This is a genomic window from Vibrio vulnificus CMCP6, from assembly GCF_000039765.1.
Lineage (GTDB): Bacteria > Pseudomonadota > Gammaproteobacteria > Enterobacterales > Vibrionaceae > Vibrio > Vibrio vulnificus_B.
In genome coordinates this window covers 1,714,776-1,728,782 of record NC_004459.3, presented here as the reverse complement: position 1 = coordinate 1,728,782, position 14,007 = coordinate 1,714,776, and the positions used below count along the sequence as shown (strand labels likewise).

The 14,007-nt window shown below is 45.9% G+C and carries 10 protein-coding genes; 2 read left to right on the top strand and 8 right to left on the bottom strand.

All coding sequences use genetic code 11. From position 1 onward, the window contains the following. Positions 1-129: 129 nt before the first annotated feature. The 5 genes from fusA to radA form a co-directional block, all read right to left on the bottom strand. A complete protein-coding gene (fusA, locus tag VV1_RS08225; protein WP_011079653.1) occupies positions 130-2,217 on the bottom strand; it encodes an elongation factor G in 2,088 nt (695 codons plus the stop codon). 124 nt (positions 2,218-2,341) lie between these two features. After that, entirely contained in the window at positions 2,342-3,265 is a 924-nt protein-coding gene (locus VV1_RS08220; RefSeq protein ID WP_011079652.1) for a haloacid dehalogenase-like hydrolase, read from the bottom strand. Next, positions 3,266-4,477 carry a hypothetical protein gene (locus tag VV1_RS08215; RefSeq protein WP_011079651.1) on the bottom strand — a complete coding sequence of 404 codons (1,212 nt, stop codon included), beginning with the start codon at positions 4,475-4,477 and terminating at the stop codon, positions 3,266-3,268. It abuts the gene before it with no gap. Further along, positions 4,467-6,002 carry a diguanylate cyclase gene (locus VV1_RS08210; RefSeq protein WP_043920945.1) on the bottom strand — a complete coding sequence of 512 codons (1,536 nt, stop codon included), beginning with the start codon at positions 6,000-6,002 and terminating at the stop codon, positions 4,467-4,469. The genes VV1_RS08215 and VV1_RS08210 overlap by 11 nt, the downstream gene beginning before the upstream one ends. A gap of 177 nt (positions 6,003-6,179) precedes the next feature. Further along, on the bottom strand, positions 6,180-7,559 hold the full coding sequence (radA, locus tag VV1_RS08205) for a DNA repair protein RadA (RefSeq protein ID WP_011079649.1): 1,380 nt from the start codon (positions 7,557-7,559) through the stop codon (positions 6,180-6,182). Positions 7,560-7,693: 134 nt separating this feature from the next. Here radA and VV1_RS08200 point away from each other — a divergent pair, with 134 nt between their 5' ends. Beyond that, entirely contained in the window at positions 7,694-10,042 is a 2,349-nt protein-coding gene (locus tag VV1_RS08200) for a PilZ domain-containing protein (protein WP_011079648.1), read from the top strand. A 95-nt stretch (positions 10,043-10,137) separates the two neighbouring features. Here VV1_RS08200 and serB read toward each other — a convergent pair whose 3' ends face one another. Beyond that, positions 10,138-11,118 carry a phosphoserine phosphatase gene (serB, locus tag VV1_RS08195; protein ID WP_011079647.1) on the bottom strand — a complete coding sequence of 327 codons (981 nt, stop codon included), beginning with the start codon at positions 11,116-11,118 and terminating at the stop codon, positions 10,138-10,140. A 106-nt stretch (positions 11,119-11,224) separates the two neighbouring features. On the opposite strand from serB, the gene VV1_RS08190 reads away from it, so the two are divergent. Next, positions 11,225-11,836: a YtjB family periplasmic protein gene (locus tag VV1_RS08190; protein WP_011079646.1), complete on the top strand. Its 612-nt coding sequence runs from the start codon at positions 11,225-11,227 to the stop codon at positions 11,834-11,836. Between the two features lie 104 nt (positions 11,837-11,940). Here the strand turns inward: VV1_RS08190 and deoD are convergent, their stop codons facing one another. Continuing rightward, positions 11,941-12,660: a purine-nucleoside phosphorylase gene (deoD, locus tag VV1_RS08185; RefSeq protein ID WP_011079645.1), complete on the bottom strand. Its 720-nt coding sequence runs from the start codon at positions 12,658-12,660 to the stop codon at positions 11,941-11,943. Between the two features lie 80 nt (positions 12,661-12,740). Beyond that, positions 12,741-13,961, bottom strand: a complete 1,221-nt coding sequence (locus VV1_RS08180; protein WP_011079644.1) for a phosphopentomutase — start codon at positions 13,959-13,961, stop codon at positions 12,741-12,743. Between the last annotated feature and the right edge of the window lie 46 nt (positions 13,962-14,007).

The following is a 14,007-nucleotide window of genomic DNA, read 5'->3' as shown; positions in this document are numbered from 1 at the left end:
ATCGTTACTAGAAACTGATCGTCACTAAAGACACACCGTTGCTAAAGGTTGATAGTTATTAAAGGCGAAGAAAAAAGAAAAACCCCCAGGCACGCTGCGGGTTTTATTGTTATTGAGTTAACTTAAGAATTACTTCTTAGCGTTACGCTCTTTAACTTCAGCAATTACTTGCTCTGCTACGTTGCTTGGACAAGCTGAGTAGTGAGAGAACTCCATAGAGAACTGACCACGACCAGAAGTCATTGTACGTAGAGTACCGATGTAGCCGAACATTTCTGAAAGTGGTACGTCTGCTTTAACGCGAACGCCAGTTGCACCCATTTCTTGGTTCTTGATCATACCGCGACGACGGTTCAAGTCACCGATTACGTCACCAACGTGGTCTTCTGGAGTGAACACGTCAACTTTCATGATTGGCTCAAGAAGCTGAGGACCTGCTTTAGGCATTGATTGACGGAATGCGCCTTTCGCTGCGATTTCAAATGCGATTGCAGATGAGTCAACTGCGTGGAAACCACCGTCGAATAGCTCAACTTCAACGTCTAGCGTTGGGAAGCCAGCTAGAACACCGTTCTGCATCATGCCTTCGAAGCCTTTCTCTACTGCAGGCCAAAATTCTTTAGGTACGTTACCACCAACAACTGTTGACTTGAACGTGAAGCCAGAGTTTGGCTCACCTGGTTTGATGCGGTAGTCGATCTTACCGAACTGACCAGAACCACCAGACTGCTTCTTGTGCGTGTAGCTGTCTTCAACTGCTTTCGTGATAGTTTCACGGTAAGCTACCTGTGGAGCACCTACTTCTAGCTCAACGCCGTAAGTACGCTTCAGGATGTCAACTTTGATGTCTAGGTGAAGTTCGCCCATACCTTTAAGGATGGTTTCGCCAGAATCTTCGTCAGTTTCAACTTGGAATGATGGATCTTCTGCAACCATTTTACCGATCGCGATACCCATTTTCTCAGAACCGTTTTTATCTTTAGGCTTAACAGCGATAGAGATTACTGGTTCTGGGAAGATCATTGGCTCAAGAGTACATTCATGCTTAGGATCACATAGAGTGTGACCAGTTTGAACGTTCTTCATACCAACAACAGCGATGATGTCACCCGCTTGAGCTGCTTCAAGTTCGTTACGGTCGTTTGCGTGCATTTCCACCATACGGCCGATACGCTCAGTCTTACCAGTTGCACTGTTAAGAACTGTGTCACCTTTCTTCAGACGACCTGAGTAGATACGGATGAAGGTTAGAGCACCGAAACGGTCGTCCATGATCTTGAACGCTAGCGCTTTTAGAGGCGCGTCAACAGATACTGTTGCAACTTCACCAGTTGGTTCACCCGTTTCTGGGTTAGTCAGTGGTTGAGGCTCAACTTCTGTTGGAGACGGTAGGTAATCTACAACTGCGTCTAGTACAAGTTGCATACCTTTGTTTTTGAATGCAGAACCACAGTACGTTGGGAAGAACGCTAGATCACGAGTACCTTTACGGATACAAGCTTTGATTTGCTCGATAGATGGCTCTTCGCCTTCCATGTAAGCCATCATTAGCTCATCGTCTTGCTCAACAGCAGATTCGATCATCATCTCACGGTATTCTTCAACTTGATCTACCATGTCTGCTGGGATTTCTTTGATTTCGTAGTTTTCTGGAAGACCTGAGTCATCCCATACGAATGCTTGACGAGTCAATACGTCAACTACACCTACGAACTCGTCTTCACGGCCGATAGGTAGAGTCATAACTAGAGGGTTAGCGCCTAGTACTTTCTTCACTTGCTCAACAACGCGGAAGAAGTCTGCACCCATACGGTCTAGTTTGTTTACGAAGATCAGACGAGATACTTCTGATTCGTTCGCGTAACGCCAGTTAGTTTCTGACTGAGGCTCAACGCCGCCAGAACCACAGAATACACCGATACCACCATCAAGAACTTTAAGAGAACGGTAAACTTCAACAGTGAAGTCAACGTGTCCCGGGGTGTCGATTACGTTAAAACGGTGGTCTTTCCAGAAACAAGTAGTCGCAGCAGACTGGATAGTGATACCGCGCTCTGCTTCCTGATCCATGAAGTCCATGGTTGATGCGCCGTCGTGTACTTCGCCTAGACGGTGGATTTTACCAGTAAGCTTCAAGATACGCTCAGTGGTAGTGGTTTTACCCGCGTCAACGTGCGCGAAAATACCAATGTTTCTGTATTTTGATAAATCTGCCATTGTCTTACTCTGTTAATAAGGTATAAAGTGCGCGCAGAGTATATCACAATCTGTCAAGACTGATACCCTTGCGTGCAATTAGGTGAGAAAAATTTTCTTCCACCTCAGTAAAGCCCATCAAGACCTAGATTGCAAAAGGGATTCTCTCTTTTTTCACTGGATTTTCAAACGCAAAAATCTCACACCAGTGGTCTCGAATAGAGACAATATCCACTCGCTGTAAACGCGTTTTTAGCTCCAGTTTAAATAGGGGGTCAAACGCATATGAATACTCTCGGTTTGAGTCATCATGATGAATGCAGCACGCGATCGCTCTATCATCCCCTTCCAATACATAGTGAAGCTGTTCCGCATCACCCAGCGTATTGCCAAATGCCATTAATGGTTTGATAGCAAATTTTGCTTTCAACTGTTTGACCTTTTCCGGCCCAATATTAATAACGAACGAATGCGGTTCATCAAACAAGCCTATTTGTGAACCGATGACATCTTCTTCATTAATAGCCAACCAAGGCTGACACCAAGCTTGAACAAACGCTGTTGTACTGCCTGAATTAATCACACAACGAAAGTTATGCCGCCGTAAGTAATCCATTAACGCAAGCATTGGGGTATAAAAGAGCTGTTGATAGCTCACTTGGAATCTTGGATGCCGCGTCTCACTGAGCCATGTTTTCACCTTCTGCTGATAGGCTTCGACGGTGATATCCGAGAAAACTCGACGAAATAAAGAGGCATATTGCTCAGCCAATAATACTGGATTGTCATGTTGACTTGCTGGCTGCACACTATTTATTAGTGAGCTGATGCTGGGGTGATGCTGTTGATGTTGTGGCAGCGTCAGAGCATTGGTTAACTCCGAGCGCCAAAACGCCAGTTCATTAATACCGGGTTTTTCGCACCAAAGCGTGCCATCCAAATCAAATACAGCGACTCTTTTGTCTTGAGGAACAAAATCAGGCAGGCTTGGGTCGCACCAACTCTCGACTTGTTGCTGAATGCGAGGCCAAACAGAGTCAGGAGTCCAACCATGATTAAACGGATTCATCTAGACCTCCGCTCGACAAGGAGTGTCAAATTGAGCCTTCTGCTCCGAAATCAAATACCAATCAGTCACCTCTCGCAAATCAGTATTAATCCCCATAATTTTTCCGCTCCAAATGAGCACTTGCCAAACAAGAATGCCAAAAGGCACATAGCCCATGTAGCCCAACAAAGGCATTTCTGTTGGTAGAGGGAGCCAAGTTAAGTTTACGAAAGGAATGTCATAAACCCAGTAGTTCGGATTGGTGATCAACTGCGTGTCTGGGTGAGCGCTGCCAAAGTTCCACATTTCCCAGAAGAAGCCATTGATCAATGAAGCCATACCAACCAAGGCTGCTGCCGTCCAATTACCCGATGTCAAAATGCCGTGGAAGGGATTCCAAATGCCATATCGCTCGAGTACCCCGGTCATGACGGCCATCGGACCAATCCAAACAGCCCAGAACAGTAATTTCGGGAAGAACACCATGAGAAAGATCGACGCCAATCCACCGTAGATAAGCCAATTCGGCTTGAGATGCCAAACAGGCCCAAAACGATAACGCTTTCTGATGGAAGGAAAGGAACAAAGTAAGGTGTACCACTGCATAATAGCGGGCGTCACAGTGGTATAAGAGAAACAAAAGAGTAGCAATATCATTTCTCGGCTCAATGACGTTTTTTCTGCATTTGGGTAGTACCAGTTTTCTAATACAAAATAATCGTAGTACTCAAAATACATCCAACCAAAAAACGACACGCCAGCCATAAATAGGAGAAGACCCGGTTTGGTTGCGCACAGTGATCGGCCGCCATTAAATCGATAGACGATACCATCCAACAGAATGATAAAGCTCCACCAAAGTGGCGTGAAAGCATAGTACACCCAAGGTAACATCGCTTCACTTCTGCTCCACATTAACCACCAAAATAAAACCGTTCCACCCAGTCCAATGTAAAACCACCATGGTAAATTGGCTCTAGTCGGTGAAGGCATCGGTTGTGTATTGCGTTTGAATCCCACCTTCTCTGGCCAAAACAGCACTAATAGTGCCCAAACAACAGCAACGAGCATCAACAAGAAATAAATCAGGTTAAAGCTCGGTTCTTCAACGATAAATTGAGGGGGAAAAACAAGAAAACCAGGGGGAATATGTGTGTCGGGATATTTGAAGAAAGCGGCAGCCAGTGGTACTAACATCGTGGCTAGGATTGGTAAAATCAGTTTAAGTCGCATGTGATTGTTTATTCCTTTTATACAAATACATGTTGTGATCGGCTTCCTCTATCGTTTTGCGATAGTTCTTATGATCTTTAAAATAGGCCACGCCAAAGCTGACACCAACAAACAGCGCCACCTCTTCACGAAGTTGTTTATCAATAAAATGAACCATATCGACCAGCTCTTGTAAGTGAGAATTCGGTAAAATAACGCCAAACTCATCGCCAGAAATCCTAAATAACTCGCAGTTGGAAGGAAGCATTTTTCTCATTTTCTCGCTGAAGACCAGCAACAGCTTGTCCCCCATGTCATGGCCATACTGATCGTTACAGATTTTCAAGCCATCTAAGTCGAGATAGATAAACGCTTCATTTTTGTTGGTTTTAGGCAGTCGATTTTCTAAAGCATACCGATTAGGTAGGCCTGTCAGGGTGTCGGTACTTGCCAGCTCTAGCATTTGTTGAGCATGAACAAGAGCGGCATTGCGCTCCTCTTCCACTCTGGTCATTTGATACGCAACCACGCAGGAAAGCAACATCACCTCAACCACAACCGCAATAAGGCCGATATGAGACATATAAATGGTTTGTAAACCGGCAATCTGCTCTTGGGAAATAGCAACCGCCGCCAAGACAAAGAAGCCTAAGTTAGCCAATACATACCAACGAGCAACTTTGCTCCCTTTGAAAATCATGCGAATACCGGCAAACATGCCGAAGGAAATAAACAGACCAACGGCGTGGCGATTAAATTCATTTTGCCAATTCGGTAAGAAGAAAGAGGCACTAAAGAACATCGCAAACAGAACGAGCAATCCACAGCCAACGTAGTAAACCATTGGCGTTTCGTTCGATTTCACCTCTAGTAACTGCATGACAAACACCAAGTAAGCCATGTTTGAGCATAAGATTGGCCAGCTTGCCCCACCAAACCACTGAATACCTAATAGATGATGAGCAACCAATAACGAAGTGCTGTTAAACAATAAATTACCGAGAATAAACATCGCATAGCTAAAATCGACCAAGTTTTTGCGCGCAATCGACAAAACCAGATAATAGAAAAACAGCGAAAGGAGAATGCCTATGCCAGTGAGAGTAATCGCATTCCCAACACGAATATCCTCGAGATAAAGACTCTTCTCCATGACAAATGTGGTGGGCGGCGCGATATTAAACTGTGAGCGTTGTGCCGTGACAAGAGAGTATCGACCGGGCGCCAATTGAACTTCCTGCCCATGACGCAAAAAGAAATGTGCTGATTCAAGAGAGTCAATCCCACCTCGAGAAGACGCCACCAACTGGTTATTGGCATCATAAAGATAATGTTGATAGCGACCGATTAACGTGGAATTTCTGAAATCAATGACATACAAGCCCAGCTTGTTGACATCAAAGTTAAGTAAGCTGACATGATCGCCCCCCGTTAGGCTGAAAGCCTCAACAGGGGTCAATGATTGCGATACCCAAAGTGGTGTAGGCTGGCTGGTATTAAGCGGCCCCTGAAACCACTGGATAGCCTGCAACTCGACGGCAGCCATCTCCTTTGCAGCCGAAACAGTTGAAAAGCACAAACAAAAAAACAGTCCAAGATATCTTAGTAACATTTCTATCCATAAAAACGTCATTCTCCAAATACATTATGCAATATCTCAATAGAACTGACTAATTTCACACAGCAAAGAAAGCAACGCAATTCATGCTTCAATTCACAAAAATCATAATTCATCGAAGGCTGATATAGCATCGGCTAATTTTTTAACCCCATGGATCTGCATTCCGGGAATCCCACCTTTAGGCATATTCGCCAACGGCACGATGGCTTTCTTAAAGCCATGCTTGAAAGCTTCATTTAAACGTTCTTGGCCACTGGGGACAGGGCGAATTTCGCCAGCCAAGCCCACTTCACCAAATATCACCACATCTTTTGGTAAGGCTCTATCTCGAAAACTGGACAGTAGCGCCATAATAAGCGCTAGATCCGCACTGGTTTCCGTTACTTTCACACCACCAACAACGTTGACAAACACGTCTTGGTCGGCCATTTGTAAACCACCATGCTTATGCAGCACCGCCAGCAGGAGCGACAAACGGTTTTGCTCAAGGCCCACGGCAACACGTCTTGGGTTGGCGAGTTGTGAGTAATCGACCAGTGCTTGGATCTCCACTAACAAAGGTCGGGTGCCTTCCCAAATCACCATCACAGAACTGCCTGACGTTTGTTCTTCGCCACGAGACAAGAAAATCGCCGAAGGGTTACTCACCTCACGTAATCCCTGCCCTGTCATGGCAAACACCCCGAGCTCATTGACCGCGCCAAAACGGTTTTTATGGCTGCGAAGGGTACGAAAACGACTATCTGCATCACCATCCAGCAGCACAGAACAGTCAATAATGTGCTCCAACACTTTCGGCCCCGCCAAAGTGCCATCTTTTGTCACGTGGCCAACAATAAATACCGCCACATTGTTTTGCTTCGCATAACGAGTGAGCGCGGTGGCAGACTCGCGAACTTGCGCCACACTTCCCGGAGAAGATTGAACATCAGAGACATGCATCACCTGAATCGAGTCAATAACCATGATCTTAGGCTGAATTTGCTCAGCCACTTGGCAAATTTTATCGACATTGGTTTCTGACAGCATTTTTAAATGCTCTTTCGGTAGGCCCAGTCGAGAAGCACGCATCGCAACTTGTTGCAACGACTCTTCCCCTGTGACATAGAGTGCGTTCATGTTGGCGGAAAGTTGACACATAGTCTGCAACAGCAGCGTCGATTTACCCGCACCAGGGTTACCACCGATCAAGATCGCCGCTCCAGGGACAATACCGCCCCCTAAGACACGGTCAAGCTCTTTGAAGCCACTGGAAAAACGGGGAACTTCTTGCAAATCAATCTCAGACAACACCTGAACCTTTGATTCTGTCGCAGAGCCCGCATAACCAGATAAACGCTCGTTTCTCGCAACGCTTGGCGATGCGGCCAATCTCACTTCGGTAATGGTATTCCATGAGCCACAGGCATTACATTGCCCTTGCCAACGCGGAAAATCCGCTCCACAGTCATTACATACATAAGCGCGTTTTGCTTTCGACATGCTGCCTCAAATTCTCAAGCTTGTGACCTAGTTAGACCACTGATCCGTTAAACCTCAAACAATGTGCTGTTATACTTAAGTTTATTAACACTTTGCCGATACTCTTTTAATAAGCAGCTACTTTAACAGAAAAAATGGAACAAGCTGAAATTCTCTCAATCGCAGAAAGGCTTATCCCGGTTTATCACGCGGAAGACTTTGATTTTGTCCTTGGTCAATTGACCGAAGGCTACCCTCCTTCCGCTAAATTACTGGTAAAAATGGAATTAAATCGTGTGATGGCGCCTTGCAAAAAGAGCATCGACTTGCGAGGCCGAGTACAGGGCGATTGTCGAGAATACGAAATTGACGGTATCAAACATTGGTTTGATGATGTCGCCTTTAATGCTTACTACAAAAACACGCGCAAATTTGGTGGCTATACCGAAGGCGTTTGGGAAGCGTTAATTAACACACGCAACAGTTTCCGCGCCTTAGGCAAAGGCGGCCAACCGGCCAGCAGCCAAGGGCTGAGTGATGCCAGCAGTCCATTTGAGGCCGAGGCAGTCCATCTTGGTTACGATCTCAAACGCCAAGAAAAGCGGCTCAGAGTGCACTCTCAAGTCGACATTACGTTATCAAAAGGGCAATTGCTCCACGGCGTCAGCGTTGATCTTTCCGCTTCTGGTGCGAAGTTCAAAGTACCGAGTGCATTTAACTACAGCCTTGGCGAAGTGATTCAAATTACCTTTAGTGAACTGGCCAAAACCTCGCAAATTGCTCACGTTGATAAGCCGATTGAATACCGTGTTTTGGCTGTTGAAGATTCTTATGAAAACGATGCAGTTAAATTTCTTCGTTGCTTACGCCTGACAGACACCAATGTTGTCTCAAGAGTGATCGATGAGTCTTTAAATAGCTCAGCCAAACGTGCCCGACACGATAACCAAGACAAAATTATTCGAGCAAGAACGCGGGGCTACGAGCATATTTATCTAAAGCACACTTGTAACTTACCGCTGTTTTTCCAAGGCGATGAGCTCAAGCTCGCGATGCTCACGCCAAACAATATGCCGATTTGGCAATACTGGCATGATGAACGAAATCAACAGGTGTTTGGTTCACTGTTTAACTCACAGCGAATGTCGATGCTAATGCGACCGGGGCTCAAAGGTGCCAGTAACGTTATTTATGCGTTTACTCACGAACATGAAGGGAAAAACTTTTTCTACTCCATGCTCATGCCCGAGGCCACACGTGAACAAAGACAGCTGTTTTGGCATCTTGGCGCAAAACGAGCCAGTTGGCGGGCATTCCGTATTTCCATTTTTGAACTCAGTGAAAACGAACGTCAACAACTCGGCAGCTTCTCGCAAGAATTAGCCGAAGCCTCTTCAGGGTTAACGCATTGTGGGATTTTGCAAGAAATTGCGGACAACTCGAATGGCGCAGACTATCTCTTTACCGAAAAGCCTCGACTGCCATCAAGCACCTTAAATGCTTTTCGTCATACGCGGAAAATCATCGGCTCCCCAAAAGGGATTTTCTTTGATGCCCAGTCTCGTAGAAAAGAACCTCGCTATCGTTTTCAATCACCGCTTACGCTGACCAAAGCAGACGGTTTGGCGATGAGAGGCAAGACGATCGATCTATCCAAGCGAGGCTTGAGTCTCACCTTGGATGCGCCACTTGAGTTGGTGTCGTCTGAAGAGATCGAGATCAACCTACATGAACTGCAGCTCTACGATAAAAAGCTGCCATTGGACAAAATTCCTTATCGTGTGGTTCGTGTCAGCCCAGACAACAAGCAAGTGCAACTGGTGATTGATGAAAACAGCCAAACGATGAAAACCATTGCGTTTTTCAATAGCATCATCGAACACAACCAAGACAAGCTCAAACCACAAAACGAGATCCTACCAAGTAATGAGCTGCTCGAATCGTTGCACGGCATTTTGCTGTCCAAAATGGTCAGCACGCCAGTGTTCATCAGTAAGATGCAATCGGGCTACAGAACCAAGGCCATCGGGGTTAACTTCCCCCTAGAAAAGCATTTAATGGTATTGGCAAAGCTAGGGCACAAAGAGAATTTCTCTTTAGAACCCATCTATAAAGGCCGTTCAAATACCTTAATCGCCAATCCGACGAAACGGATTGAAGGGGCAGAACCACACCATCACGACATTTACATCGCAGTGGCAAAATTTGGCGACAAAATCAAAGCCGTACAAACAAAGCTGACGAACGAGTTTGATAGTGTCAAAGAACGCATCCTATTTATTAAAAAAGCACAGATGTCGGGTGAGTTTTATGTGCTGAGGCTGTCCACCTCACCGATTTTCAGCCCGATGACTTCCCTGTTACAAAAAGATCTGAATGAACTTTCTCAACTCAGCATGCATCAAGCCAGCAAACTGGAAAAAGAACTGGCAACATTGGTTGGCTATTGTGAAATAGAGGAAGTGACAGAAGAGATTTTGGTACGACTTGAACTGACAAATTAAGCGACTCAGTGGCGCTGGTTTGAGACAGTTTTTCTTTCGAGATAATCATGGGCAGAACGATTCTGCCCATGTTTGTATTTAACATTCTTCAGTTGTTACGGTTTGCTTTGCCAACTGATTTTTTGTTGCTTGGCGAGAATACCGGAAAGAATACACAAAATTCCGCCGAGCCCTGCAAAACGCACTGCCGCTTGTGCTTGCTGCTCGACTTTCGGTTTAGCGTGATAAGCGATACCCAGCCCTGCCGCATTCATCATCACCAAGTCATTCGCCCCGTCACCGACAGCAATGGTGTTGTGCATCTCCACCTCAAACTGCTCCGCCAACTCGATTAAAATATCCGCTTTGGTTTGCGCAGAGACCACTTCACCCAAGACGTTTCCAGTCAGCTTACCTTGCACAATTTCCAACTGATTCGATTGCGCATGATCCAACTGCAGTGTCTCTTTCAAATAGTCTGAAAAATAGGTAAAGCCACCTGACGCAATGGCTGTTTTCCAACCAAAGCCTTTTAAGGTGTGAATTAATGCCACCAAATCCGGCATGAAAGGCAATGTCTGACGAACACTGTCGAGAATGGACTCGTCCGCTCCTTTTAATTTGCCTACTCGCTGACGCAGACTCTGCTCAAAATCGAGCTCACCTTGCATCGCGCGCTCTGTCACTTCCGCCACCTCTTCACCGACTCCCGCCAGTTTGGCGATCTCATCAATACACTCTATTTGTATTGCTGTGGAATCCATGTCTAACACAATTAGCCCTGGCTTAGAGAGGTCGGGCACATCGGTCAAGCAAGCGTAATCAAGTTGGAGCGCTTGAAGAATCTTTTCATGCTCAGGAGTCAGTTCTCCTGCCATAAGCGCCACTTCGTAGTAGCCCACTTTCCAAGTATCAATAATCGGGTTGTAGCCCCCCGTAAAAAAATCGATATCTTCAAAGTGTCCGGGCGCTAAATACTCAGCATAAACAATCCAGTTAGCTTTACTTTTGTCCCATTGCGTGGCAAAACGAGTTTCTGGCAAACGAGTTAACAGTTGTGTGTGCCTTCTAAATGGCAAGGTTTTTAACGCTTCCATGGTATTAATCCTTTATGAACCTTCACAAACGTTACCCTATTGCAATTTAAAAAGGCAAGCCCCAAACTTGTATTTATTCAGATATTAAAAGAGTTCATGTCGCGATATGAAAGAGTCTCTGTTTTCACTGCGAAATGCCCTAAGAGTCATCGCTTTACTGCTGCTAGGTGTCATGTTTTTTGTCACCATTAAAAACAGCGTAGTGATCAGTAAAGGTAACGAAAAAATTCAAGCACAGCAGTTGGAAACCTTAACCAAAGTGCTCAGCTCTCAAGCGGCGTTATCTGCCAGCGAAATGATTGTACAAAAAGACCAAGAGAAGCTGCTCAAGCTAACGAATCAACTGGCCAAAGAACGTTTGGTTTTTGATGCGACGGTGTATGATTCTGAAGGCGTGCGTTTAGCATCGAGTGACAAAGCACTCACTGCGAGAGAAGTACTGGGTTTGGATACCCCCCTTGCCACAGCAGGCATTGGGCGCCAACAGCTCGTTGAACCCGTTTTTGCCGATAACAGCATTGTGGGTTTCATTCGGATCACGTTTGAAACCGGTAAAGTCACGGCATTTTCTGACCATCACTACCGCAAAATTGATCGTTACATGTTTTTGATGATTTTGATGAGCTTTGTCAGTGGCATGCTGTTTATTCTGATTTTGCGTAAAAAACCGCAAACTAAAGTCGAAAACTTACTGCTTAGTCATAAAGAACCTTCTTAATGGACCACGGTTTTTATGGACCAAGGTTTTTATCGACCAAAGCCTCATAAAAAAGCCTGCACAACGAGTGCAGGCTTTCTTTTTATGTCTTTTCTTGAAGCGAATTATTCTGCATCGCCAAGCAATACAGAATCCAACGCAACAATCATCATGTCATTGAAGGTATTCTGACGCTCTTCTGATGTGGTTTGCTCACCTGTCTTGATGTGGTCAGAAACCGTACAAATCGTCAGCGCTTTTGCGCCGTATTCCGCAGCAACACCGTAGATGCCCGCCGCTTCCATTTCTACGCCGACAATGCCGTATTTGTCCATCACGTCGAACATTTCTGGATCTGGCGTGTAGAACAGTTCAGCAGAAAATAGGTTACCCACTTTCACATCGATACCACGCGCTTTCGCCGCCTCTTCCGCTGCTTTGACCATTTTGTAGTCAGCAATCGCCGCAAAGTCATGACCTTTAAAACGGATGCGGTTTACTTTGGAATCGGTACATGCCCCCATGCCGATCACAACATCGCGTACTTTGATGTCCGTGCTTACAGCACCACAGCTACCCACACGGATGATCTTCTTCACACCGTAGTCTTTGATAAGCTCAGTGGCGTAAATTGAGCACGATGGGATACCCATACCATGACCCATTACCGATACTTTACGACCTTTGTAAGTACCAGTGAAACCATACATATTACGTACATCACAAACCTGAACCACGTCTTCCAGAAAGGTTTCTGCAATGTATTTTGCACGTAGCGGGTCACCCGGCATCAGTACAACATCTGCAAAATCACCCATTTCAGCATTAATATGTGGAGTTGCCATGTTTTCGTTTCCTTGTATTTCAATCACAAAAGAATAGAGAGGCACGCTCTCTATTCGATAAGTTCAATTATAGTTCTGGATTACAAAAAGTTTTTGCCGTAATCCATTGGCGATGTGCCAAAGTAGCTCGCTAGAGTTTGACCGATATCCGCGAACGTTTCGCGACGGCCAAGTGAACCAGCAGGAACTTTTTGACCGTAGACTAGCACCGGAATGTGCTCGCGAGTGTGGTCCGTACCTGGCCACGTTGGGTCACAGCCGTGATCAGCCGTCAGGATCAGGATGTCATCTTCTTGCATCAGTTCCATCACTTCGTGGATACGACCATCGAAGTACTCCAGTGCCGCTGCGTAACCCGCAACATCACGACGGTGGCCGTAAGCAGAGTCAAAATCGACAAAGTTGGTGAACACGATGGTGTTGTCACCCGCTTGTTTAATTTGCTCAAGTGTCGCTTCAAACAGCGCAGGAATGCCTGTTGCTTTCACTTTCTTGGTGATACCGCAGTTTGCGTAGATATCCGCAATCTTACCAATAGACACCACTTGGCCTTGCTTTTCCTCAGCCAATTTCTGTAGGACGGTCGCTGATGGCGGCTCAACAGAAAGATCTCGACGGTTACCGGTACGCTCAAACTGCCCTTTACCCGGACCAATGAACGGGCGCGCAATGACACGACCAATGTTGTAGTCTGCTAGCTCTTCACGAGCGATTTGGCAAAGCTCAAGTAGACGGTCAAGGCCGAATGTCTCTTCGTGACAAGCGATTTGGAATACAGAGTCCGCAGAGGTGTAGAAAATTGGCTGACCAGTCTTCATGTGCTCTTCGCCTAGGTCATCCAGAACTTGCGTACCAGAGGCGTGGCAGTTACCTAGGAATCCATCAATACCTGCTCGAGCAAGAATGCGATCCGTTAACTCTTTCGGGAAGCTGTTGGCTTTGTCAGTGAAGTAACCCCATTCAAACAAAACAGGGACGCCAGCAATTTCCCAGTGACCAGACGGTGTGTCTTTACCAGAAGAAAGCTCCGCAGCATGACCGTAGGCACCGATTATTTCTGCATCCGCATCTAATCCTGGTGCAAAACGACCAGTAGACTCTTTGTGCGCCATCGCCAGACCGAGTTTGGACAGATTTGGCAGACGAAGAGCCCCTTGGCGTTGATCATTGTTTGCCAAACCCTGCTCACATTGGTCAGCAATATGGCCTAGGGTATCTGAACCGACATCACCAAACTCTTTCGCATCTGCGGTTGCGCCAATACCAAAGGAGTCTAGTACTAAAATAAATGCTCTTTTCATTGCTTCTTCCTCAGGCCTATTACCACCCCATGGCAGTAATAGGCCC

Excerpts from the sequence above, each read along its gene's own strand:
- VV1_RS08190 (WP_011079646.1), top strand. The coding sequence starts at position 11,225 with ATGAAAGAGTCTCTGTTTTCACTGCGAAATGCCCTAAGAGTCATCGCT.
- VV1_RS08210 (WP_043920945.1), bottom strand. The coding sequence starts at position 6,002 with ATGGCTGCCGTCGAGTTGCAGGCTATCCAGTGGTTTCAGGGGCCGCTT.
- VV1_RS08200 (WP_011079648.1), top strand. The coding sequence starts at position 7,694 with ATGGAACAAGCTGAAATTCTCTCAATCGCAGAAAGGCTTATCCCGGTT.
- deoD (WP_011079645.1), bottom strand. The coding sequence starts at position 12,660 with ATGGCAACTCCACATATTAATGCTGAAATGGGTGATTTTGCAGATGTT.
- fusA (WP_011079653.1), bottom strand. The coding sequence starts at position 2,217 with ATGGCAGATTTATCAAAATACAGAAACATTGGTATTTTCGCGCACGTT.
- serB (WP_011079647.1), bottom strand. The coding sequence starts at position 11,118 with ATGGAAGCGTTAAAAACCTTGCCATTTAGAAGGCACACACAACTGTTA.
- VV1_RS08180 (WP_011079644.1), bottom strand. The coding sequence starts at position 13,961 with ATGAAAAGAGCATTTATTTTAGTACTAGACTCCTTTGGTATTGGCGCA.
- VV1_RS08215 (WP_011079651.1), bottom strand. The coding sequence starts at position 4,477 with ATGCGACTTAAACTGATTTTACCAATCCTAGCCACGATGTTAGTACCA.
- VV1_RS08220 (WP_011079652.1), bottom strand. The coding sequence starts at position 3,265 with ATGAATCCGTTTAATCATGGTTGGACTCCTGACTCTGTTTGGCCTCGC.
- radA (WP_011079649.1), bottom strand. The coding sequence starts at position 7,559 with ATGTCGAAAGCAAAACGCGCTTATGTATGTAATGACTGTGGAGCGGAT.